This window comes from Micromonospora rubida (genome assembly GCF_009908295.1).
GTDB lineage: Bacteria > Actinomycetota > Actinomycetes > Mycobacteriales > Micromonosporaceae > Micromonospora > Micromonospora rubida.
In genome coordinates, this window is record NZ_JAAALO010000004.1 from 653,734 (window position 1) to 675,676 (window position 21,943).

General features: G+C 71.0%; 21 protein-coding genes and 2 pseudogenes. 11 read left to right on the forward strand and 12 right to left on the reverse strand.

Features of this window, described 5'->3' with window-relative positions; translation table 11 throughout:
* Positions 1-41 precede the first annotated feature (41 nt).
* Positions 42-788: a Fic family protein gene (locus GVV04_RS17480; protein ID WP_161689083.1), complete on the forward strand. Its 747-nt coding sequence runs from the start codon at positions 42-44 to the stop codon at positions 786-788.
* Between the two features lie 133 nt (positions 789-921).
* Here the strand turns inward: GVV04_RS17480 and GVV04_RS17485 are convergent, their stop codons facing one another.
* From GVV04_RS17485 to GVV04_RS17530, 9 genes are all read right to left on the reverse strand, one after another.
* Complete coding sequence (locus GVV04_RS17485; protein ID WP_161689084.1) at positions 922-1,554, reverse strand: TetR/AcrR family transcriptional regulator; 633 nt, start codon at positions 1,552-1,554, stop codon at positions 922-924.
* Entirely contained in the window at positions 1,449-2,828 is a 1,380-nt protein-coding gene (locus tag GVV04_RS17490) for a methyltransferase (protein ID WP_161689085.1), read from the reverse strand. Before GVV04_RS17490 ends, GVV04_RS17485 begins: the two co-directional genes overlap by 106 nt.
* Positions 2,825-3,721, reverse strand: coding sequence for a hypothetical protein (locus tag GVV04_RS17495; RefSeq protein WP_161689086.1), 897 nt, complete (start codon positions 3,719-3,721; stop codon positions 2,825-2,827). Before GVV04_RS17495 ends, GVV04_RS17490 begins: the two co-directional genes overlap by 4 nt.
* Before the next feature lie 363 nt (positions 3,722-4,084).
* Positions 4,085-4,888, reverse strand: a complete 804-nt coding sequence (locus GVV04_RS17500) for an HAD family hydrolase (protein ID WP_161689087.1) — start codon at positions 4,886-4,888, stop codon at positions 4,085-4,087.
* 360 nt (positions 4,889-5,248) lie between these two features.
* Positions 5,249-5,389, reverse strand: coding sequence for a hypothetical protein (locus GVV04_RS33195; RefSeq protein WP_235966249.1), 141 nt, complete (start codon positions 5,387-5,389; stop codon positions 5,249-5,251).
* A gap of 185 nt (positions 5,390-5,574) precedes the next feature.
* A complete protein-coding gene (locus GVV04_RS33985; protein ID WP_268926284.1) occupies positions 5,575-5,706 on the reverse strand; it encodes a hypothetical protein in 132 nt (43 codons plus the stop codon).
* A gap of 798 nt (positions 5,707-6,504) precedes the next feature.
* Entirely contained in the window at positions 6,505-7,128 is a 624-nt protein-coding gene (locus GVV04_RS17520) for an SLATT domain-containing protein (RefSeq protein WP_161689089.1), read from the reverse strand.
* 658 nt (positions 7,129-7,786) lie between these two features.
* Positions 7,787-8,323, reverse strand: a complete 537-nt coding sequence (locus tag GVV04_RS17525) for an alpha/beta fold hydrolase (protein ID WP_161689090.1) — start codon at positions 8,321-8,323, stop codon at positions 7,787-7,789.
* A 307-nt stretch (positions 8,324-8,630) separates the two neighbouring features.
* On the reverse strand, positions 8,631-9,383 hold the full coding sequence (locus GVV04_RS17530; RefSeq protein ID WP_161689439.1) for an SDR family NAD(P)-dependent oxidoreductase: 753 nt from the start codon (positions 9,381-9,383) through the stop codon (positions 8,631-8,633).
* A gap of 417 nt (positions 9,384-9,800) precedes the next feature.
* Here GVV04_RS17530 and GVV04_RS34400 point away from each other — a divergent pair.
* The 3 genes and pseudogenes from GVV04_RS34400 to GVV04_RS17550 form a co-directional block, all read left to right on the forward strand.
* Positions 9,801-9,854 (forward strand): annotated as a pseudogene (locus GVV04_RS34400) (NUDIX hydrolase); the annotation flags it as partial.
* Between the two features lie 589 nt (positions 9,855-10,443).
* Positions 10,444-10,776 carry a PadR family transcriptional regulator gene (locus GVV04_RS17545; RefSeq protein WP_161689441.1) on the forward strand — a complete coding sequence of 111 codons (333 nt, stop codon included), beginning with the start codon at positions 10,444-10,446 and terminating at the stop codon, positions 10,774-10,776.
* A gap of 43 nt (positions 10,777-10,819) precedes the next feature.
* Positions 10,820-11,866 carry a hypothetical protein gene (locus GVV04_RS17550; protein ID WP_161689091.1) on the forward strand — a complete coding sequence of 349 codons (1,047 nt, stop codon included), beginning with the start codon at positions 10,820-10,822 and terminating at the stop codon, positions 11,864-11,866.
* 267 nt (positions 11,867-12,133) lie between these two features.
* Here the strand turns inward: GVV04_RS17550 and GVV04_RS17555 are convergent, their stop codons facing one another.
* Positions 12,134-12,709, reverse strand: coding sequence for a hypothetical protein (locus GVV04_RS17555; RefSeq protein WP_161689092.1), 576 nt, complete (start codon positions 12,707-12,709; stop codon positions 12,134-12,136).
* A 183-nt stretch (positions 12,710-12,892) separates the two neighbouring features.
* Complete coding sequence (locus GVV04_RS17560) at positions 12,893-13,849, reverse strand: helix-turn-helix transcriptional regulator (RefSeq protein WP_161689093.1); 957 nt, start codon at positions 13,847-13,849, stop codon at positions 12,893-12,895.
* A 74-nt stretch (positions 13,850-13,923) separates the two neighbouring features.
* Here GVV04_RS17560 and GVV04_RS17565 point away from each other — a divergent pair, with 74 nt between their 5' ends.
* Both GVV04_RS17565 and GVV04_RS17570 read left to right on the forward strand, forming a co-directional pair.
* Positions 13,924-15,057, forward strand: coding sequence for an epoxide hydrolase family protein (locus GVV04_RS17565; RefSeq protein ID WP_328822458.1), 1,134 nt, complete (start codon positions 13,924-13,926; stop codon positions 15,055-15,057).
* Between the two features lie 50 nt (positions 15,058-15,107).
* Positions 15,108-16,277, forward strand: a complete 1,170-nt coding sequence (locus GVV04_RS17570) for a winged helix DNA-binding domain-containing protein (protein WP_161689095.1) — start codon at positions 15,108-15,110, stop codon at positions 16,275-16,277.
* A 94-nt stretch (positions 16,278-16,371) separates the two neighbouring features.
* On the opposite strand, the gene GVV04_RS17575 is transcribed toward GVV04_RS17570, so the two are convergent.
* A complete protein-coding gene (locus GVV04_RS17575) occupies positions 16,372-16,563 on the reverse strand; it encodes a hypothetical protein (RefSeq protein ID WP_151463052.1) in 192 nt (63 codons plus the stop codon).
* Positions 16,564-16,837: 274 nt separating this feature from the next.
* Here GVV04_RS17575 and GVV04_RS17580 point away from each other — a divergent pair, with 274 nt between their 5' ends.
* The 5 genes and pseudogenes from GVV04_RS17580 (at position 16,838) to GVV04_RS17600 (ending at position 21,903) form a co-directional block, all read left to right on the forward strand.
* The gene (locus GVV04_RS17580; RefSeq protein ID WP_201753586.1) at positions 16,838-17,107 is read left to right on the forward strand and encodes a hypothetical protein; all 270 of its coding nucleotides are present in this window, start codon (positions 16,838-16,840) and stop codon (positions 17,105-17,107) included.
* Positions 17,108-17,319: 212 nt separating this feature from the next.
* On the forward strand, positions 17,320-18,423 hold the full coding sequence (ssd, locus tag GVV04_RS17585) for a septum site-determining protein Ssd (protein ID WP_161689096.1): 1,104 nt from the start codon (positions 17,320-17,322) through the stop codon (positions 18,421-18,423).
* Positions 18,420-19,697, forward strand: a complete 1,278-nt coding sequence (locus GVV04_RS17590) for a TadA family conjugal transfer-associated ATPase (protein ID WP_235966253.1) — start codon at positions 18,420-18,422, stop codon at positions 19,695-19,697. The genes ssd and GVV04_RS17590 overlap by 4 nt, the downstream gene beginning before the upstream one ends.
* Positions 19,698-20,383: 686 nt before the next feature.
* Positions 20,384-21,169, forward strand: a pseudogene (locus tag GVV04_RS33205) (hypothetical protein); the annotation flags it as partial.
* Entirely contained in the window at positions 21,166-21,903 is a 738-nt protein-coding gene (locus tag GVV04_RS17600; RefSeq protein ID WP_161689097.1) for a type II secretion system F family protein, read from the forward strand. The pseudogene GVV04_RS33205 and the gene GVV04_RS17600, both read left to right, overlap by 4 nt.
* Positions 21,904-21,943: the final 40 nt, after the last annotated feature.

Genomic DNA, 21,943 nt, shown 5'->3' on the forward strand with positions numbered 1-21,943 from the left:
GGCGCGGGCCGGGCGCCCGGGCGGGTCGCTAGCGTGACGGGGTGACCACCGACCCGCTCGCCCCGCTGCTCGCGCTCGCCGACATCGCCCCCGCCGTCGAGCGGGCCCGCGACCGGGTCGACCAGGCGCTGCGACACCGCGCGCTGCGCCGGCACGGCGGCCAGGTCGCGGCCGAGGTGAGCCTCCGCTGCGCCGTGGCCAGCGCCGCCCTGGAGGGGGCCGCCCGCGACCGCGAGGCGGTCCGCGCCGGTACGGTCACCGACCCGGTGCTCCAGGGCGCGCTGCGGGTGGCCGGGGCGCTGCCCGGGCTGACCGAGAACTGGCCGAGGGCGCCCCGACAGGTCCTCGCCCGGCTGCACGTGCTCGCCGCCCGGGACGTCGTACCCGCCGACGAGCTGGGGCGGCCGGTGGCCGACCCGGTGGTCGGCGCCCGGCTGGACGCCCTGGCCGGGCTGGTCGCCGGCGGCACCACCGTGCCCCCACTGGTGCTCGCCGCCGTGGTGCACGGCGAGCTGCTCAACCTGCGCCCGTTCGCCGGGCCGTCCGGGGTGGTGGCCCGGGGCGCCGCCCGGCTCGTGCTGATGTCCACCGGCCTCGACCCGCGCGGGCTGGTCGGCACCGACGTCGGCCACCGCGAGCGCGAGCCGGAGTACGTCGGCGCGGCCGGCGCCTTCGCCACCGGCACCCCGGACGGGCTGCGCTCCTGGCTGCGGCACTACCTGGCGGCGGTCGAGGTCGGCGCCGACCAGCTCACCACCGTCGGCGACGAGATCCTCGCCGCCGCCTGACCCGCCGCTGGATCCCGCCGCTCTGACCCGTCGCTGGATCCCGCCGCCGGGGCCGCCGCTTCGACCCGTCATTTGGGCCAGCCCTGTCGACGTCCGGGCCGCCCGTGGTGGGTTCCGTCTCCCGGGCCGTGGCTCAGTCGCGCCGGACCGCCCGGTTGACCTTGGCCTGGAGGGCCCGCCGGGCGATCGGCCCCAGGTCGTCCACGATCTCGATGAGCATCGCGAGCTGGTCGAGCGCGGACATCGCCTGCTCGGCCGCAGCCCGGTCCACCCCGTCGTAGAGCTCCAGCCCGATGAACGCGGCCGACACGGCCCGGGCCAGGCCGGCCACGTCCGCGATCTCCGCGAACGGGGAGCCGGCGAGCAGGCGACCCAGGACGCCCTCGATCTCGTCCACCCAGAGCTGGAGCGCGCCGGCCGTCGGGGCGGCCAGCCGCTCGTCGGCCTGCGCCCCGGCGAGCATCTGGGCCAGGAAGGAAACGTTGCCCAGTTCCCGCTCCTGCTCGTGCAGGGCACGGCCGACGGCGAGCAGTTCACGCAGCGAGCCGACCCCGGCCAGCCGCGCCGACCAGTGTTCGACCCGCTCGGCCGTGCTGGCCCGGCAGGCCGCCGCGAGCAGTTCGTCCATGCTGCCGTAGTGGTAGAACACCAGCGCCTGGTTCACCCCGGCGGCGGCGGCGATGGTACGGGCCGAGACCCCGGCGATGCCGTGCTGGCGGATCGCGGCGATGGCACCGTCCAGGAGGCGCTGCTTGGTGTCGGACATCCCTCTCCTCGTGTGCCGGCTCGCCGGTCGCTGGCCGGACGCGGCGGTGCGATCATCGCATCGGTCACCAACTGCGCGAGCCAGGCGACCCCGGGCAGCCGCAGCGTCCAGCCGACCAGCGCCCAGCCGAGGTGGACGTGTTCGAGCGCGCGGGCGACCGCGGCCACCCCCCGTTCCCGGTGGCCGTCATCGCCCGCGTACTCCGCCCGCCGCAGCACCCCGTCGTACGCCGAGGCGGGCCGGAGGACGAGGCCCACCGGGCGACGGCGGGCGACGAAGCGCCACACCGCCGCGCACGGCCCGCAGTCGTCGTCGAGCCAGAGGACCGCGGGCGGCCCCGATGCGTACGGCCGCCAGCGCGGCCACCAGTTCCGGACCCGCCGCCGGTAGTCCCGCCAGCCCTGCGGGTACCGCCCAGCGAGGTCGTGCTCCTCGTGCGGCCCGGCCACCGCCGCAGCGAAGGCGACCGCCACCGCGCCCGCGCCGGCCAACGCCAGGCTCCCGGTCACCGCGGCGGTCAGCAGCACCAGGGCCACCGCGCCGAGCTGCATCGGGTTGGCGAGGTAGGCGTACGGACCGGTGGTGACCAGCCGCCGGGGCGGATCCCACGGGTACGGGGTGCCGCCGCCCCGGACCGCGAACTCCCGCACGGCGGCGAGCGCCGGCGTCGCCACCAGCAGGGCGACCTGCCCGACGAGCAGCAGCCGGGACGCGGGCAGCCCGGTGAGCCCGGCCCAGGAGCCGTCCCCCAGCTCGAAGGCCAACGTCGGCACGAACCACAGCAGCAGGGCGGCGAAGAGACCGACCTGCAGCAGCGCCCGGGCGGCCAGGTGCCGGCGGTCCGCGCACCACCGGCCGAGCAGTTGGGCGGGCAGAGCCACGGCGAGCAGCCCGACAGCCTCCCCGACGAGCCAGTGTGGACCGAGGCGGACCAGTGGGTGCAGGGCGGGCATCGCCACGGCGTCGAACCAGAGCAGCAGGCCCAGCGCCAGCGGCAGCGGAAGGACCCTGCGCAGCAGCACCGGCAACGGGCCCCACAGGGCGGCCCAGCCGATCCACAGGTCCACCGGCAGCCCCCGGTACGCGCCCCGCACCGGGGCGAAGGCGTACCAGCCGGTGCGCCGGGCCGCCTCGTCGAGCGCCGCGATGCCGACGGCGCTGGCAACGAAGGCCAGCAGCGCCGCTGCCCGGGCGTCCCTGCCCCGCTCCGACCGGGCGGCGGCGAGCACGGCCAGCAGGGGCACCGCCAGGCTCAGGTGGCGGGCGACCGTCATCGCCGGACCGTCATGTCCAGCAGGTGCCCGACCCCCTCGCCGAGCAGGACGTGCTGCACCGGGCCGAAGTACCAGGACGGGTCGAGGCCGCGCCGGTAGTCCACGCTGATCCGGACCTCGGTGTGCTCGGCGTCGACGGACCGCCAGCGCAGGTCGGCACGCCGCCAGGTGACCCAGCGGGCGGTGATCGAGGTGTCCTCGACGAAGCGGAAGGTGACCTGCTGCGGCTGGGCGGTCTCGACCTCGGCGAGCAGGTGACCGCCCGGCCCGTGCGCGCTGCCGTGGTAGCCGAACATCCAGCGGTCGCCCACGGCCAGGCCGTCGCCGCTGACCTCGGTGGGTGTGGGCGCCCCCAGCAGCCGCAACGGAATCGACCGGACCGGGACGGGCCGGGGGCCGGCCGCGAGCCGCTCGGCGACCTGGTCGACGGGCAGCGCCACCACCCGGACCACCTCGACCGACTGCTCCGGGTCCAGCCGTGGCGCGATCCCGCTGCCCTCAAGGCCGGGCAGGAGCAGCAGCGGCACGGCGAGGACCGCGTACGTCCGCGAGGCGTCCCGCAGCGCGCGGATCAGCGCGGTGGTGCCGTGCGCCACCGCGTACACCAACGGGGCGGCCAGGATGACGCAGACCGCCCCCTCGTGCAGCGCCACCGCCGCCAGCAGCAGCGCGACCGTGGTGACCACGAAGACCCGGCCGTGCGTCGTCCGGCCGGGGGTGAGGGCCAGGGCCGCCGCGAGGATCACCGGGAGGGCCACGAACAGCAGGGCGCTGTCGCCCCGCCCCGCGCGGATCGTGACGATGTAGACCACCAGCCCGAAGGCCGCGATCAGCCCGGCCAGCACCCAGTTGGCGGCGGTCCGCCGCGGTGGCCTTTCGCCCTGCTCCGACATGACACCCTCCCCGATTTTGAGCGATCGCTCAAACGGAGCATAGGTGGACTTGAGCGATCGCTCAATAGGGGTTTCGCGCGGCGGTTGCGGGTCGGTCGCCGGAACCTGGGAGGGTGCCGGGGCGCGCAGCCGCTCCCGGGCAGGCCGGCCGGTGGCGGGCCGTGCCTGGCTTTCGGGCCGTGCCTGGCTTTCGGGCCGTGCCGGGGACAGGGCCGCCCCTTGGCGGGGCACTCCGGGACGGGGGGTCCCGGGTGGGGTCGCTCCGGGGCGAGGCATCGCGTCCTGACGGAGTCAGGCGGCGGGGTGCTCGGAGAGGCGGTCGGGCGCGGTCGACGCCGGTCGGTGGGTGACTTCGGGCGTCGGTCAGGCGACCGGGGCGGTGCGGGTGCGGCGGTGCCGGCCGTACCAGGCGATGCCGATGGCCACCCCGACGCCGACGCCGAGGGCCGCTGCGGCGACCGGGACGGCGGGACGGTCCCGCAGTCGGCGGCCCAGCGGGATCGGGTGCCGGAACTCCAGCACCGGCCAGGCGTTCTCGCTGGCCAGCTTGCGTAGTGCCCGGTCCGGGTTGACCACGCTCGGGTGGCCCACGCACTCCAGCAGCGGCCGGTCGCTCATCGAGTCCGAGTACGCGTACGAGTCGGCGAGGTCGTAGTCGCGCTGCACGGCCAGCTCGCTGACCGCCTCGACCTTGCTCGGCCCGGCGGCGTAGAACTCCACCTCACCGCTGTAGCGGCCGTCCGCCACCGTCATCCGGGTGGCGATCACGTCGGTCACCCCGAGCAGCTCGCCTATCGGCCGGACCATCTCCTCGCCAGAGGCGGAGACCAGCACGACGTCCCGGCCGGCGGCCTGGTGCTCCTCGATGAGGGCCGCCGCCTCGGCGTACACGTAGGGGTTGATCAGCTCGTGCAGTGTCTCCGCGACGATCTGGCGGACCTGTTCCACCTGCCAGCCCTTGCAGAGCGCGGCGAGGTAGTCCCGGGTCTTGGCCATGGTCTGCTCGTCGGTGCCGCCCAGCCGGAACATCAGCTGCGCGTACGCCGACTTGACCACGTCCCGCCGGGTGATCAGCCCATCCCGGTAGAACGGCCGACCGAACGCCAAGGCGCTCGACTTGGCGATGACGGTCTTGTCCAGATCGAAAAAAGCGGCACTTCGGCCCACGGCGCGAAAGTCTAGCCCGATGGACTATCGTCGGCGGGTCCCTGGGGTACGGACTTCGGCCCGACCTGGGGGCGACCCCTACGACCCCTGCCCGTCAGTGACGGCGGTCACACTCTCCGAACACAATTTCGCACTGTGTGGAGTCAACACCACTCGACGTATACGGGTCTGCTCAGGCATGCTTGTGGTTGCGACGAGGACTCACGTGTCGTGCGAAGCAGGCCCTCGGCGGTTGCACCCCCCGTAACCGCTGAGCCGGTTCGGCTCAACCCCCCCGGAGCCGAACCGCCCGACGACCCCCGTCTCCCCCCGACGGGGGTCGTCCCTTTCCCGATCTTCTTCCGGCCCAGGTGAAGCCATCTATCCCGGGTCGACCGGGCGAGGCGACGGGCGGAAAGTCAGCGAATCGTCAGCGAACGTCAGCCGGACCCGGTCGGCGTAGTCCTCGGGCGTGTGCATGTACCGGTCGAGCATCGTCGACGCCTTCTCGTGGCCCGCCACCCGCCGCACCACGTTGACCGGTGCGCCTGCGCCGCCCGGAGCTGGTCATTCGCCGCACCGGACAGGTACGTGGTCACCGGGCCTACCCTTCGGGGAGCAGTTTGCTCGCGTGTACCAGGATCTGCGTCTGCGGACCCCGGCGGCCGGACCGACTGAGCCGGACACCTTCGAGCCAGATCCACTCATCATGCGGCGGGGCGGTTGACCACCAGCCGGACCCCGGTCACGCACAACGTCACCGGCCCGTCCGACGGCAGGAGACGATCCGTTGCATCGATCTTCAGCACCGCGCCGAGTTGTATCCGGATGTCAAACACCGCGTCTCCTCATCATCGGTGCCACGTTGCGAGGCGGCGCACTGTCGGTCTTGCGTCGTTGGATCTGAAGGCCGGCGATCTGCATGAAGACCTCCCGCCGCGCCAGCGCGCTACCGGTGGCCAGCTCGATGGAGTAGCCGGTGAGCCATACGACCGGAACCCGCGCAGTCCAGGCAGGACCGCCGGGCCAGGGAACGAGTCCGCTCCGACCCCGCCCCATCCCACGGATGGCGGTGCGGGCAAGGGTGTACTTCCAGCCCGCGCCCGAGCAGGATTGGCAGTCAGTCGATACGTTCAGCCCCGTCATGGAGAGGTTGTGGCACAAACTGCCCAGTGACCCGGAAAATCCTTCCGGGGTCGCGGACGGCCGAGGGGAGACAGTGAAGCGGTGCGTGGGACGACCAACACCCTGACCATCGGTGAGCGCGTCGCCTGGTACCGCTACCGGCGCGGCCTGTCCCAGGAAGTCCTGGCCGGACTCATCGGCCGAGGAAATAGTTCGCCAAGGCAATCCGCCAAGGCACGAAGTGCGATTCGATCGCGAGCAGTTGGGACCGACAGCATACGTGGCGGCCGGCCCGCCCCTTTGAGTTGGAGAAACTCTCGGTAGGCACTGAATCGGTATGTCCCTGATCTCATTCTTCGAGAGATAAAGGAAGTCACTTCTTTGATCTCACTCTTCAGTGCATCAGGGCTTACTCCATCACCCCCCGAGCCCTCGTTCCAAGCGCATGTTCCTGATAGACGCGCACTAGGTTAGATGGAGCGGTCGCTGACCTCTAGGCTCTAGAAGCCGGCCTAGATGCCATTGAAGAACCAGGTGCTAAATGGTATCAGTATCAGAATAGGTACCACTAGGCTGGCGTATGGGAGCAAGGTCACCGACGAATACGCCGCAGAAACGGCGAGATCATGAAGTCGCTTCGCCTTGCTTCTGGTTCCACCCCGGCTTGACGATTGCACTTTATGAAAGTCGCGACTGGTGTGGTTCTCTGTTGAGGCGACTGCAACCTCATACTCCCACTGCAACTTTTCACCTTTGTCTTGCCGATCCGGCCCTGCATATTCCTTGAGGTTTTCAGCCGCAACAGAGATTTGCTGAATCCTCTTGTAGTTATCTTCCATTGCCCGTGCCCTAGTTCCATAGCCGGCACCCGAAACAACAAGCGAAGCGACCAACGAAAGTATGGATAAAGAAACCATGAGGGCATCTCCGCCAACACCGTACATATCCCGCTTTGCTAGCAGCCCGACAGAGGCAATTGCCGTCGATGTCGACAAAGCAACTAGAGCGAGATTCCATGCAATGTTCGCGTGGCTCAGGCGACGAGAGGCATTTAGTCGGCACAGATAGGTCGTGTAACTTCTTTTTTCTAGACGCTCCAACATTGGAGAGAGAGCGTCAGGTAGTGACTCGGTCACCAGCCTCCTTGCCTGACTCTAAAATAAACGTCACCCGCAGTACTGTGGATGCGAGCATTGCCCCGGCAGTTAATCCGAAGCAAGCCGTATGGGCGTACCAACACGGCATATTACTACTGCCACTCAAGCGATGGACCTCAGCAAGTGGCCGAATCGCCTGGCATCTTATCATCCAAGCGCTACCCTGACGTTCCTTGCCTAGTCACAGAAACTCCGCGTGAAACCCAAGGGGGAGGCCAGGCGAGACCCGCTAGGTAGTAGGTTTTCGCCATATGCTCGCACGGACTTTTGATGGCAAATATCCTTCAGCGTGGCGCCGCCACATTTTTGCACCAACAGTTGGCAGGTCAGCGTCTGGCGTTGACCTATGAGAAACGTTCAGCCTGCGTGGCCCCTGAGGCGATGGGTGCTGAGTGACAAACTGAGTGACGACCGGTGTAGACAATCTGGCGGTCGTGGGCGCAGGAGACACACGAGATATCACCAGCCATCGTCAACCGTGGCAGCCCAAGACTGCGTGCTAGCAAGCGTCGATCGCGGGTGCCGCCTGCTAGGTACGCCCAGGGCTTTCACTCCACCCTCATCTTGGAGTGGAACTTTCCTCGTGGTGCCCGGCGAGGGGATCCGCTTCCAGGTACCAGCCACGCGGGACAGGCGCCTAGCTCGGCCAGCCAATCGCGTCGAGGAACTCGTCGACGGCGGCCACGACTCGGCTGAGCACTGCGACCGACTCGGTAAGCGGACCGGGTACATACATGCCGTGATCCGCTCCTTCCACCTCAAGCACATAGGGTGAGAGTCGACGGGCGATGCCGCCGTCCCACACTTTGTCGGCAGTGCCACCAACGAGTAGGAACGGCGCGGTCGCACGGCCCAGCGCACCATCCACCCATGGCAGGGTGAGCAAGGGCGTGAGCCACACGGCGGGCAGGTTTCTTTTGGCGGCAATCGTTGCCGCATTCGTGCCGAGGGACTTGCCGATCAGCAGTGGGCGACCGCCAACGGTGTCGATCAGCGGACCGATCTCGCCGCCAACCCAGCTTTCGATTTCTGGCTCATCAGGCTTCGGAAACTCCTGCGACCACGAGTATCGATGCACCGTTGCGCCCCGCTGCTCCGCCACATCGCCTGCATACATCAGCAGGGGAGCACCCGGTCCGAACCTACCGCCGGGAATCACGACAGCGTCAGCCATGCAGACGACCTTTCTAATACTCCAGCCGGGGATTGTGATCACGGTTCGGTGAGGGCGTGTCGAGCGCAGTGGCTGGCCATGGCTCGTGCTTGATGGCGCCGTCGACGGATTGACCAGAGCTTTTCGATCTTCTTCCGGCCCAGGTGAAGCCATGTCCCCGGGTCCGTCGAGCGGGGCGACGGGCGGAACGTCAGCGAATCGTCGGCGAACGCCAGCCGGACTCGGTCGGCGTAGTCCTCGGGCGTGTGCGTTTGCGGGCTCAGCGCCGCCGACGCCTACTCGTGGCCCGCCGCCCGCGCCTTCATGGTTAGGTTGGGAATGGGCCGCGTACCGTGACTCCTCCATCGACGACAAGGCTCTGCCCGGTCATGTAGGACGCAAGCGGAGAAGCCAGGTAGACGGCTGCCGCAGCGGCATCATCAGGGACGCCGATTCGACCCATCGGAATCTCAGGGACCTTCGCGGCGCGCTGGGCGGAATTCGCCGTGGCCGTTGCGATGGCACCGCAGGCCACTACGTTCATGCGGATGCCGTCACCGGCGTACTCCGCAGCGACGGTCTTGGCGAGGCTGGCGAGCCCGGCTTTGGCAGCACCGTAGCCGGCCTGCATGGGTGCGGCCATGACGCCCGCGACGGACCCGACGCTGACGATGGACCCGCCGCTGCCCTGGGACAGGAAGGTACGGATGGCAGCCTGGGCCGCACGCACCACATAACGAAGGTTCATCTCGTACGCCAGGTCCCAGTCGTCGTCGCCCATCTCGTGCAGGCGCACCGCTGGTACGAACGCGACCTGCCCTCCGACGACGGTCACCAGCGTGTCGAGCCGACCGAACTCGCCGACGGTGCGGGTGACGAACCCGTCCAGATCCGAGCGCGAGCGCACGTCACCGACGAGCGGAACCGCGCGGGCGCCAGACTCTGTCAACTCATGAACGGCATCATGCGCCCGGTCCCGATCGACGTCGGCGACGGCGACGGCTGCGCCGGCCGCAGCGAAGGCACGTGAGATCGAGCGCCCGATGCCTTCGCCTCCACCTCCGATCACCAAGGTGCTCATGCCGTCCAGTGGTGCAGCGAAGTGGTTCATGGCCGAATCTTTCCATACGGCCCACGCCTGCTAGCCCTGCTGAACCATGCCCCAGTACTGCGATCCAGTGGGCTGCGCGACTCCCCTGTGGGCGGCCTCCGGCTCTCCTCGGACGCCCGCAGCGCGTCATCCGAGGGTCAGCGAATCGTCAGCGAACGCCTTACGCGTGCGACGTTGAAGGCCCCTGGTGTCGCGAGCGCCTGTTGAAAAAGGCGGACGACGGCGGACCTGATCCCGGCCGTGGTGGTCAGCTGCGACCGAGGAGGGCGTTGTTGGCGGAGTTCCCGGACATGCACTCGATGGTGATCATGGAACGGGTCGGCTGGACTCACGGTAAGACTGTGTTCTGCGATCGGATGCAGCAGCTGTGGCCGTTGTCACTGAGAAATCCCCGGCGGCTACGTCGAACCCGGCGAGTCACCCCGAGCCGCGTGCGCACGTGAGGTCGAAGAGGAACTTGGCCTCACGCCCGCGCTCGGACCGATGCTGGTGGTTGATTGGGCGCTGCCCCGTCAGCCCCTGGGCTTCCACCAGGCCGCGAGCAGCCCTACGACGGCGATGAGGAAGAGGCAGGCAAAGCCCGTATAGAGCAGTAGGCCGAAGCCGGCGAAGGTCCCGAGTTCCATCAGCTGACGGTAGATGAACCAGCCTCGCTCAATGCCGTCAGGAGATGGCCCGGCGATCTGGGGCACGCAGGGGCAAAAAGCGCCGTGAGACGTTGCGAACCAGCGGCCAGCCATGACAGACCGAGACCTCCGCGGCTGTTGCCGCTGGTAGGTGCGCTGGGCTTTAAGTTCCGCTTCAACTCCATGTGATCCGACAGCTGATATGCGACGCAACTCCGCCAGGCGATGTGCGACAGCGGCCGGCGATCTAGGGGCGGCAGGTTAGCCGCCGACAAAATGTTCGGTCATGTCTAATTTAGTGCGTTCGATCGCTGTCCGTGTTCGATCGCCCGCGCCGTGTCGCTTGCTGTGGCTGCCTAGATCTGGTGGGTTGTATCGATCATCTGTATATTCCCGGTGTGACCATGCGGGAACCCACCTTCTTGACCCTCGCCGTGTTGGCCGGTCCGCCGTTGCATGGGTACGGCGTGATGCGCCAGGTGGCAGTGCTGTCTGAGGGCCGGGTGAAGCTGAGCGCCGGCACGCTGTACGCGGCGTTGGACCGTTTGACCGCCGAAGGGCTGATCGCGATCGACCGCGAGGAGGCGGTCGATGGTCGGGTGCGGCGCTACTACCGGCTCACCGAACAGGGTGGTGCCGTGCTGCGGCAGGAGGCTGCCCGGCTGCGCAGCAATGCTGAGGTCGCTGTCACGCGTCTCGCGGGATGGACATCGCGGCCCGGGCTGCTTCCGTCCTGATCCCTCTGATCAGTAGTGCTCACGTATCGGGCAAGGAGTCCAGATGCCAGAACCGAGCGCCCGTGCGCGGCTCGCCCGCCGCTACCGGCGATTGCTGCTGACCTACCCGCGGTCCTACCGCCGCCGACGCGGAGCTGAGATCGTGACGACACTGCTGGACGCCGCTCCAGTCGACCGCGCCTGGCCGACGCGCGCCGAGGTCGTCGACCTGCTGACCGGTGGTCTCCGGTTCCGATTCCGGGTCTGGGGAGCGGCCGGAATAGTCGGTGCGATCTGCGCTGCCACGGTCGCGGCGGTGGCCCTCGGCGCGCTCGGCGGCTATCTGGGCTGGCAGACCGCGCAACCCTTGCCGAGCAACGCCGACGCGCTGCGGATGGTCGAGCCGGCGTTACCGCCGGGGACCTCGGCGGAGCCGCAACGGTGGGACTTCATCTTCGACAACAATCCCGAACTCGCCGATCCGCGGTGGGTGTACCTGATAGGCGGAACCGACGAGTACCGGGCGGGGAAGGTCTTCTTCCAGTTCACCTACCCCAACGACAGGCCGGGACGGCAGGTGGTCGACGGGGCACAGCAACGGATGCGGGCGGCCGGTTGGCGTCCAGCCGGGATGGATCTGTCCGGTTGCTGCCCAGGGTCAGCGGTCTATCGGGATGGGTGGCTGGTTGAGGTCTTCTCCGAGGGCTACCTCGACGAGTCCCACTATGGGTTGCAAGTAGCCGTCAGCCGTACTATGCCCGCCGCCGTACTCCCATTGACCACGGCTGGACTGTTCGCCGGCGCTGTCGCCGGTTGGTTGATGGCGGCGTGGGTGTTCCGGCGGATCCAGGAGAGCACTCCGATGCGGCGGGCCTTCACGGTGGTCGTGGCCAGCGTGGGGCTGCTCGCCCTCTTCCCCGCTACCGCGTTGAGCGTCCTAGTGTTGGTCGCCAGCTACTTTGCCTCGTACCCCCCGGCAGAACCGGCCTGGCTTGGGTACACATTCATGCTCTTCCGGCCGCTGGCCTACCTCGGCGCGGCTGCCGCCGTCGGCGGGCTGATGATCACCGCGATGCCTGGCCCCAGACGTCGGCGGAGGCTGGCCGGTTGAGCGAAGCTCTGGTCAGCCGCAGGCACGCCCGCTCGCCAATCGAACGCACTCACATGCCGCGATCAGCACGCTGAGGTGTCGCAAATCAGTTGGCGGACAACTATCGCCCATCAGCCGATGGAGGACACGTGTGATCCGACAGCTGATGTGCGACAGGGTCCGGCGATTCGGGGCGGCAGGTTAGCCGCCGACCAAACGTCCTGTCATGCCGAGAGCGGACCGGCGGCCTGGGTGCCGTCGGGGAATCACGGGTGAGGGGCTGCAGGCTCAGCCCGCCGATACCTGCCGGAACGGGCGCCGTAGCGGCAGCAGTGCCACCAGCATCAACAGCCCGCCCAGCGGCATCAGATCCAACTTCACCAGCGACAGCAGCACCCCGACGAACAGGACCACCGGGCTCCACCACGGCATCCGGCCTGCCTTGGCGGCCAGCACCGCGACCACCACGATCCCGACGAAGAAGAACAGTGGGCCGAAGTCGTAGATTGCGGGCCGCACGCCGGGTAGGCCGGAGAAGTCGTGCTGCAGGCTCCGCAGCTCTTCCTTGTCGGCAGCCATGAACGCCTGCACGATGTCGGTTCCGAACTGAACGATGGATGCCGACAAGCCGAGCAAGGTCGCGCCGACCGCCACTTCACGGACCGCCCCGGCGGGCAGTAGGGTCCGCAGCCCCAAGGCCAGCGGCACGAACAGGAGGAAGCCGGCCAAGCCGAGGAAGTGGGCGAGCTGCCAGTCGAAACCCGGCCCGTACACGTTGTCGAGCTTGCCGATGTTACGGGCCACGCCGTAGCCGCCCAACGCGAGCGGCCCGGCGATCAGAGCGAACTTTGCTACCTTCGTCATGCTGATGATCATGGTCGCGCACGGGATCCCGGCGCCTCCGGTGGAACCCCGCCCGCGACCCTGAGAACCTCCCCGCAGGGGTCGGAGCAGGCCAACGCAGTATTCACAAAGGCCTTCAGGGCGCTACAACGCGTCAGTCCCGACCCGGCAGATTCGGCCAGATCGCCGCCGCCACCACGCTGCTCAGGAAGTCTCGACAGCGTCGGTCAGCCGGGCGGCGAGGCCTCGGACGTGTGTGATCAGCTCGGGTGGCTCGTGGATGCGGAAGCGGAAGCCGAACAGCGCGACGTAGACGGCGATCTCGTCCAGGGAATTCGACCCGGTGTGCAGCATGCAGGTGTGCGCGTCGATGGCTTCGATGACCCCGACGGTGGGCGCGATCCGTTCGGCGGCGGCCTCGGCCGAGGCGTACAAAGTGATTTTGGCCTGGTAGCGGTAGGAGGCGGTGGACACGCCGCGGGTCAGGTACGCGGCGAAGTCGGGGCCGGGTGCCTGTCGTGGCGTGAATCGGGGTCCGGTCGGGATGCGCGGTTGGATCCGGTCGACGCGGTAGGTGCGCCAGTCGCCTCGGTCGGTGTCCCAACCGATGAGGTACCAGCGACGTCCGCTGTGGACGAGCCGGTGGGGTTCGGCGTCGCGTACCGACGAGGTGCCGTCGTGGCGACGGTAGTCGAAGCGGAGCCTCTGGTGATCGCGGCAGGCTGTGGCGATGGCGACCAGCACGTCCGGGTCGACGGTGGGGCCGGTGGCGGGGACCGTGACGGTGACCGAGTGCACCAGGCCGACCCGGTGCCGTAGGCGCGACGGCAGGACCTGTTCGAGCTTGGCCAAGGCGCGTAGCGAGTTGTCCTCGATGCCGGTGACCGTGCCGCTGGCGGCGGTGCGCAGCCCGATGGCGACAGCGACGGCCTCGTCGTCGTCGAGGAGCAGCGGCGGGAGTTTCGTTCCCGCGCCGAGCCGGTAGCCGGCGGCGCCAGGGGTGGTGTGCACGGGGTAGTCGAGGTCACGCAGCTTCTGGATGTCGCGGCGCACGGTCCGTACGTCGATTTCAAGGCGCTGCGCCAGCTCGGCGCCGGACCACTCGCGGGGTGTCTGTAGCAGCCCGAGGAGCCGCAGCAACCGGGCGGAGGTTTCCAACATGCCCCGAGTCTGTCAGGAAGCTAGGGCCGTACCTGTCCTAGCTCGCCCGTAGCGTGATGTTCATGAGCGAACAGATCACCCCGTTCCGGATCGAGATTTCCCAGGACCGCCTCGACGACCTGCGCCAGCGGCTCGCCGCCACCCGTTGGCCGGACGAGTCGCCCGCCACGGGCTGGGAGGCAGGGGTGCCGCAGGGTTATCTGAAGGATCTGGCCGACTACTGGGGCACCGACTACGACTGGCGTGCCCATGAGGCGCGGCTGAACGAGTTTCCCCAGTTCACCACCGAGATCGACGGACAGACCGTGCACTTCCTGCACGTTCGTTCGCCTGAGCCGGGAGCGGTGCCGCTCATCCTCACCCACGGCTGGCCCGGCTCGGTCGTGGAGTTCATGAACATCATCGGCCCGCTGACCGATCCCGCCCGGTACGGTGGCGATCCCGCCGACGCCTTCCACGTCGTGGCCCCGTCCCTGCCCGGCTTCGGCTTCTCCACCCCGCTCACCGCACCCGGATGGGGCACCAGCCGGGTGGCCCAGGCATGGGCCGAGCTGATGAAGCGCCTCGGCTACGACCGCTACGGCGCGCAGGGCGGCGACACCGGAGCGATCATCACCCCCGAGCTCGGCCGCATCGACTCCAACCATGTGATCGGGGTGCACGTCAACAACCTGGGCACCTTCCCCTCCGGCGATCCGGCCGAGCTGGTCGGCCTCACCGAGGCCGACCAGGCCCGCCTCGAGTTCATGACGACCTGGGGCCGGGACATGTCCGGGTACGCCATCGTCCAGTCGACCCGGCCGCAGACGATCTCCTACGCCCTCACCGATTCACCGGTCGGTCAGCTCGCGTGGATCGTCGAGAAGTTCAAGGAGTGGACCGACCCGAGCGCCGGCCTGCCCGAGGACGCCATCGACCGCGACCTGATCCTCACCGACGTCTCGGTGTACTGGCTAACCGGCACCGCCGGCTCCGCCGCCCGGATCTACTACGAGGACGCCCGCACCTGGGGCCAGGCCAGCCCGAGGTCACAGGTCCCGACCGGGGTGGCGGTGTTCCCCAACGACATCACCCTCCGGCCGCTCGCCGAACGCGACCACAACGTGGTGCACTGGAGCGAATTCAGCCGCGGCGGCCACTTCGCCGCCCTGGAGGCACCCGATCTCCTGGTGGACGACGTGCGGAAGTTCTTCCGCCCGCTCCGCTGACGGCAACGGCCGGCACCAAGACCGAATGACGACACCAGGAGCCGTGCCCGATGACCGACCAGTCCACGGTGGTGCCCCGGCTGTCCTGGCCCGACGTGTGGGGCCGGCGGCTCGACCGGCACGGGCTGGCCACCCCGGTACGCGGCCGCCCAGTCGACGCCGTCGCCGCCATGTGCGGCGCACATGCCCAGGTGCTCTCCGCCGCCGAGTTGTCCGTGGGGCTGCGCGTCGCCGGTGTCACCCGCAACGACGTCCGGCAGGCGCTGTGGGGCGAGCGCAGCCTGGTCAAGACGTACGGACCTCGCGGCACCGTGCACCTGCTGCCGACCCGCGAACTGCCGCTGTGGACCGGTGCGCTCGGCGCGCTGCCGGCCTCTGCGAACAGCATGTCCGCCGACGCGCGGCTGACCCCGGACCAGACCGAAGAGGTCGTCGCGGCCATCGCGGGAGCACTGGCCGACGCGGAACTGACCATCGACGAACTCACCGCCGAGGTGGCCACCCGCACAGGTCCCTGGGCCGTCGATCCGGTCGTGCCGGCGTTCGGGAGCATGGCGCCGCGCTGGCGGCAGGCGATACCCCTCGCCGCACACCGCGGTGCCCTGTGTTTCGGCCCGAACCGTGGACGGAAGGTGACGTACACCAGCCCACAGCGGTGGCTGCCAGGATTCCAGCCCGCTCCGGCATCCGCCGCCCTCGCCGACCTGGTCCGGCGCTACCTGCACGCGTACGGGCCGGCAACGCCGCAGCAGTTCGCGCAGTGGCTCTCCGCACCTCGCCGTTGGGCGACCCAGTTGTTCGACTCGCTCGCCGGCGAGCTGCAACGCGTCGAGGTCGCCGGCTCTGTCGCCTGGGTCACCACGGGCGATACCGAGCCGGCCTCCGTGCCGCCGCAGGGGGTGCGGCTGCTGCCGTACTTCGACGCCTACCCCGTCGGCTGCCATCCGCGCGAGCGGCTCTTCCCCGGGCGTGCCGCGCAACGCGCGCTCTCCGGTGGTCAGGCCGGCAACTTCCCGGTGCTGCTCATCGACGGCGTCGTCGCCGGCATCTGGCACCTCCGCCGCTCCGGACGCAAGCTGAACATCACGGTCGAACCGTTGACCGCGCTCACCGTCGCCGAACGCCAGGAACTCGACGACCAGGCGCGGCGGGTCGGGGAGATTCTGGAGGGCGAGCCGCTGCTGACCATCGGGACGGTCGCCATCGGCGGCCACGCGTAAACAGGCACCCTGGCCGGAAGTGACGGCCGTGGCTGGAACTTGCGACGGACGTTTGCGTTAGCCGGGTGTGGTGACTCTCAGTTGCTGCGGCCGGTCAGTCCTCGTCAGCCGGGCCGGGGCGGTTCTTGGCGATCCAAGCGCGAACGGCTTTGCCATCCCAGACGCGGCCCATCTTCAACGTGGCGAGGGGGTCAGGGAATCCCTTGCGGCCCACGATGATCGTGGCGCGCTGCTTGCTGATCCCGCCAAGCAAATCACGGATTTCGTCCAGCCCAAGCAGCTCCACAATCTGAAGGTATGGCCTCACGGACTTGCACCAGGGCATACGGGGTAGGTCAACGCCCTAGGGGGTTGCCCTTGTGCAACTCCCTGTGATGCGATGGGTCGATGACGGACCACGGACCCGTGCGTCGGCTGCCTCTGTTGATCCTGGATGCCTGGCGTGCCCTCGACTGGCACAAGCACCGGCGGTGTGCCGCTTGTCGCCCGAGCGGCGGGTGCCCCCTGGTCGAGGTGGCCAAGGCCCGGATCAGGGCATGGCGACGCTACGGCCCTCGCCGATGATCGAACTCAAGGCCGGCGACGTCCTTCACGTAACCGCCGCGTGCAGCGTGCAGTTCACCAAGCCGATCATGTTCCGCCTGATCAAAGTTCGGCACGACCTGGTCACCTACGACCACTGGATCTGGCTCGACGGCTACCAGCTCGACGCTAAAGGCGAGGCCGTGGCCCGCGGGGAGATCTTCGTCCAGCCGGCGGGTCTGATCGTGCAACGACGAACCGCCCCGCTCATCCAACCGAGGCGGCCCAGATCGAATATGAGGGCCTGAACGCGTCAGCGGACTGTTTCTGCGTGGCGGGTCGCTCGGAGGCAGCCAGGGTCCGGCGTACGCCGGTGGAAGTGGCGGCGGTCGATAGCAGATCCACTGGCTCGGCGGGCGTTATCCACAGGGCACCAGGTTGTCCACAGGCGGCGACGGGAGGCGGCGGATCCGAGCACGCTTTCCGGCAGCACCCCCGAGCCCGACTGCTGGAGGCCGCGATGCCACCCCGTACCTCGCTCCCACCGCGCCGGCGGCTGCCCCTGCTGGTGACCTCGGACGGCGATCTCCTCGACGACCTGCTCCGGCTCGCCGCCGCAGGCGGCACCGAGGTCGAGGTGGCCGCCGACCCGGCCGCCGCCAGGTCCCGGTGGACCCCGGCGCCGCTGGTGCTGGTCGGCGACGACCAGGCCCAGGCGTGCCTGCGGGCGAGGCTCCCACGCCGGCCACGGATGGTGCTGGTTGGCCGGTCCGGGCAGCTCGACCCCGGTTGGGAGATCGCCGAGCTGATCGGAGCCGAGCACGTCGCCGTCCTTCCGGCCGCCGAGCCGTGGCTGGTGGACCGGTTCGCCGAGTGCGCGCCGGACCGCGCCGGCGACGGCGTGGCCCGGGTGGTCGCGGTCCTGGGCGGGCGGGGTGGCGCCGGGGCGAGTGTCTTCGCGGGCGGGCTGGCCGTCACCGCCGCCCGGGCCCGGCTGCGGACCCTCCTCGTCGACGTCGACCCGCTCGGCGGCGGGCTGGACCTGGTGCTCGGCTGGGAGCAACTGGAAGGGCTGCGCTGGCCGGCGCTCACCGACGCCGACGGGCGGGTCGACCCGCCGGCCCTGGTCCGGGCCCTGCCCAACCGGGGTGACCTGGTGGTGCTCTCCTGGGACCGGGGGGACCTGCTGCCGCTGCCCGCCCAGGCGATGGCGGCCACCCTGGAGGCGGCCCGCCGGGGGCGGGACTTCGTCGTGGCCGACGTGCCCCGACACCTCGACGACCCGGCCGTGCTCGCGTTGCAGGCCGCCGACCAGGCCTTCCTGGTCGTGCCGGCCGAGCTGCGGGCCACGGCGGCGGCGGCCCGGGTGGTGGCCGCCGCCGCTCCGCACTGCGCCCAGCTCTCCGTCGTCGTACGCGGCCCGGCCCCGGGGCGGCTGAAGGCCGTCGAGGTGGCCCGCGCCCTGGGGCTGCCGCTGGCCGGGACGCTACGACCGGAGCCGGGCCTGTGCCGGGGGCTGGAACGGGGGGAGGCGCCCGCCGCCGACGGGCGTGGCCCGCTCGCCGCGCTCTGCCAGCGGATCGTCGGCGAGCTGACCGGCCTGCCCGCAACGGGTGCGGCATGACCGCGCCCCACGGCGGCGACGAGCTTTCGAGCCGGGTACGCCAGCGCTTCGCCGCCGCGGCCACTCCGGTCACCCCGGCCGCCGTCGTCTCCGCCGTACGCGCCGAGCCCGCCGCTGCGGTCCTCGGCGACACCGCCGTGCTGCGGATCGCCGGCCGGGTGCACGACGACCTCGTCGGCGCGGGTCCGCTGGCGCCCCTGCTCGCCGACCCGGAGGTGACCGACGTGCTGGTCAACGGGAATCGGGTGTGGGTGGACCGGGGGCAGGGCCTGCGCCAGGTCGCTGTTCCGCTCGGCACGATCGACGACGTCCGCCGGCTGGCCCAGCGCCTCGCGGCCGGGGCCGGCCGCCGCCTCGACGACGGTTCCCCGTACGCGGACGCCCGGCTGCCCGACGGGACCCGGCTGCACGCCGTGCTGCCCCCGGTCGCGACCGACGGGCCCTACCTGTCCCTGCGCACCTTCCGGCAGCGCCCGTTCACCCTCGACGACCTGGTCCGGCAGGGCACCGTGCCCCGGCCGGTCGCGCCGGTGCTGGCCGCCGTGGTGGCGGCCCGGCTCGCGTATTTGGTCGTCGGCGGCACCGGCTCCGGCAAGACGACGCTGCTCAATACGCTGCTGGGCCTGGTCCCGGGCACCGAGCGGATCATCCTGGTCGAGGACGCCGCCGAGCTGCGGCCTCTACACCCGCACGTGGTCGGGTTGCAGGCCCGCACCTCCAACGTGGAGGGCTCCGGCGCGGTCGGGCTCAGCGACCTGGTCCGGCAGGCCCTGCGGATGCGGCCGGACCGGCTGGTCGTGGGGGAGTGCCGGGGCGGGGAGGTCGTCGACCTGCTCGCCGCCCTGAACACCGGCCACGACGGCGGGGCGGGGACGCTGCACGCGAACGCCCCGTCCGACGTGCCGGCCCGGCTGGAGGCGCTCGGGATGCTGGGCGGGCTGCCCCGGGCCGCCCTGCACGCCCAGGTCGCCGCCGCGCTCCAGGTGCTGCTCCAGGTCCGCCGAGGCGCCCGGGGCCGGGTGTTGGAGTCGGTCTGCCTGCTGCTCCCCGAGGGCCCGGACCGCCTGGTCACCGTCGTCCCCGCCTGGGTACGCGGCCACGGGCCGGGTCCCGCCGCCGCAGCCCTCGGCACGCTGCTGCGGGAGCGGGACGTGCCCGTCCCGCCCGTCCTCTGCGAGGTGTGGCCGGGCCGCCCGGATCGGGATGGCCGCCCCGAACGGGACGACCGGTTCGAGGCGACGGGCGGCGGGCCCCGGCACGGAGGATCCGAGTGACCGGGGCAGGTTGGCTGGTGGCGGCCCTTCTCGTCGTCGCCGCCATAGCTGTGGCGTGGCCGCTGCGCAGCAGCCGGTCCCGGCGACGGCGGTTGCTCGGTTCGCCTCCGGGCCGGCCGTCGTCGGCCGTTGACCCGGCCGATCGGGTCGGCGCCGTGCGTATCCCTGCCGGGCAGGCCGCGCCGAGCGCCGTCGGCAGGGCGTCGAACCGGCAGCGTGACCCCCTCGACGCCCGGGACCCCGGGCGGCACCCCCGGAGCGAAACAGCGCCGGGGGAGCCTGGCGGCGCGGGCCCCGCCCCGGGCAGACCGTCCGGCCCGCGTCCGTTCTCCGCCCCGTCCGATGGGTTCCACCCGCGCCCGCCATCCCGCCCGTGCGATGCCTCCGGCCCACGCTCCTTCTCCGGAGCATCTCCGTTGTCCGGCCCATCGGGGCCGTCCCCGAGGTCCGGTTCGTCCAGGCCACCCGGCCCGTTCGGCTTCGGCGGGCGGTCCGGGCCGCCTGGTCGTCGTGACCCGCGCCGGCCAACTGCCACGCTGGACCGGTCCGAGGCCGCCCGGCCGGGGCAGCGAAGCTCGCTGCTGGCCTCACTCCTCCCGGGTGCCGGGACCTGGCGTACCGGGTTGTCGCCGGGGCGGTTTCCCGCCGGCACGGCGAGCAGCCATCGGCCGGGGGTGCCCACATGGTTGTCCGCCTCGCCCCGGCGAAGCCTGCTGCTGGCGGGAGCGGCGGGTGCCGGGGCGGGTGGCCTGCTGGCCGGGCCCGTGGCCGCCGTGGTGGTCGGCACGTACGGGGCGTTGGCCGCACGGGCGGTGCTGCGCAGAGGCCTCGCGCGTGCCGCTCAGCGAGCCCGACGGCACAGCCTGGACCAGCTCAGCGCCCTCGCTGCGGACCTGCGCGCCGGCGTGCCGGTGCTGACCGCCGCCGCCACCCTGACCGCCGGCCTGGCCTCGGCCGAGGTCGCCCTGACCGCCACGACCGTGCCACTGGTCGAGGTCGCGCTGATCGCCGGAGCCCTGCCGGCCCACGATGGTCTGTTGGGCGCATCCGGGGCGGTGAGCGATCCGGGGTTGATCCCCGGTCCGGCCACGGACGCCGGCAGGCCGGCCGTCGCCGCGCCCGATCCGGACCGGTTGGCGCGGTTGGCCCAGGCGGCGATCCGACTCGCGGACCGGACCGGTGCGCCGCTGGCCGACCTGTTGGAGCGCGTCGAGGCCGACGCGCGGGCCGCCGACCGAGGGCTGGCCGGCGCGGCGGCGCAGGCGGCCGGTGCCCGGGCCACCGCGTTGCTGCTCGCAGCCCTGCCGCTCGGCGGCATCGGGCTCGGGTACGGGGTCGGAGTCGACCCGGTCGAGGTCCTGCTGCACACACCCGTCGGAGGCGGATGCGCGATCGCGGCCGCCGTCCTCCAGTCAGCCGGGCTGCTCTGGACGGAGCGCCTCGGCGCGGTGCCGGACGGGAGCCGCCGATGACCAGGCAGGCGGTGGCGGCCGGCTGCCTCGTCGCGGCGGCGGCGCTTGCCCTCTCCGTCGGCTCGCCCGCAGGCGCCACCCGTCGCCTGCGCGGCCTGCGGGGGCGGGCCGGGTCGACCGGGCGATCGAGGCCGGCGTGGTGGCCTGACCGGATCCGGCTCGGGGCGGGCCTCGCCGGGGTGGCGACCGTCGTGGTGATCGGTGGCTGGTCCGGGTTCCTGGGTGGTGCCGTCGTCGCTGCCGCGGCGGACCGGGGCCTGCGCCGGATCGAGTCCCCTGCCGTCCGGGAGCGACGGCTCCGGGAGGCCGCCGACCTGCCGCTGGCGGCGGACCTGCTCGCGGCCGCGCTGCGGGCCGGTGCGCCGGTCGACCGTTCCGTGCTGGCGGTCGCGGAGGCGCTCGGCGGCCCGTTGGCCGATCGGCTGGGTCGGGTCGGCCGGACCCTGCTGCTCGGTGGCGGCCCCGAGGAGTCCTGGGCGCACCTCGTCCCGGTGCCGGGTGCCGAGCGGCTGGCAAATGCCGCGCTGCGCTCGTCGAGCAGCGGCGCGGCGTTGGCCGGCGCGCTGACCCGCCTCGCCGACGACCTGCGCGCCGACCGATCGACCGCCGCCGAGGCATCGGCCCGTCGGGCCGGGGTCCTCATCGTGCTGCCGCTGGGGCTCTGCTTCCTGCCGGCCTTCATTCTCGCCGGCCTCGTGCCGGTGATCGTCGCCGTCCTCGGCGACGTGCTGTGAGCGTCGCCGGCCGATCGGCCGGCGGCAACCGTCGAGAAGG

Coding starts and splice junctions, on each gene's coding strand:
- GVV04_RS17485 (WP_161689084.1), bottom strand. CDS start 1,554: ATGTCCGACACCAAGCAGCGCCTCCTGGACGGTGCCATCGCCGCGATC.
- GVV04_RS17490 (WP_161689085.1), bottom strand. CDS start 2,828: ATGACGGTCGCCCGCCACCTGAGCCTGGCGGTGCCCCTGCTGGCCGTG.
- GVV04_RS17495 (WP_161689086.1), bottom strand. CDS start 3,721: ATGTCGGAGCAGGGCGAAAGGCCACCGCGGCGGACCGCCGCCAACTGG.
- GVV04_RS17525 (WP_161689090.1), bottom strand. CDS start 8,323: ATGGCTGACGCTGTCGTGATTCCCGGCGGTAGGTTCGGACCGGGTGCT.
- GVV04_RS17530 (WP_161689439.1), bottom strand. CDS start 9,383: ATGAGCACCTTGGTGATCGGAGGTGGAGGCGAAGGCATCGGGCGCTCG.
- GVV04_RS17545 (WP_161689441.1), top strand. CDS start 10,444: ATGCGGGAACCCACCTTCTTGACCCTCGCCGTGTTGGCCGGTCCGCCG.
- GVV04_RS17550 (WP_161689091.1), top strand. CDS start 10,820: ATGCCAGAACCGAGCGCCCGTGCGCGGCTCGCCCGCCGCTACCGGCGA.
- GVV04_RS17555 (WP_161689092.1), bottom strand. CDS start 12,709: ATGACGAAGGTAGCAAAGTTCGCTCTGATCGCCGGGCCGCTCGCGTTG.
- GVV04_RS17560 (WP_161689093.1), bottom strand. CDS start 13,849: ATGTTGGAAACCTCCGCCCGGTTGCTGCGGCTCCTCGGGCTGCTACAG.
- GVV04_RS17570 (WP_161689095.1), top strand. CDS start 15,108: ATGACCGACCAGTCCACGGTGGTGCCCCGGCTGTCCTGGCCCGACGTG.
- GVV04_RS17580 (WP_201753586.1), top strand. CDS start 16,838: ATGATCGAACTCAAGGCCGGCGACGTCCTTCACGTAACCGCCGCGTGC.
- ssd (WP_161689096.1), top strand. CDS start 17,320: ATGCCACCCCGTACCTCGCTCCCACCGCGCCGGCGGCTGCCCCTGCTG.
- GVV04_RS17590 (WP_235966253.1), top strand. CDS start 18,420: ATGACCGCGCCCCACGGCGGCGACGAGCTTTCGAGCCGGGTACGCCAG.
- GVV04_RS17600 (WP_161689097.1), top strand. CDS start 21,166: ATGACCAGGCAGGCGGTGGCGGCCGGCTGCCTCGTCGCGGCGGCGGCG.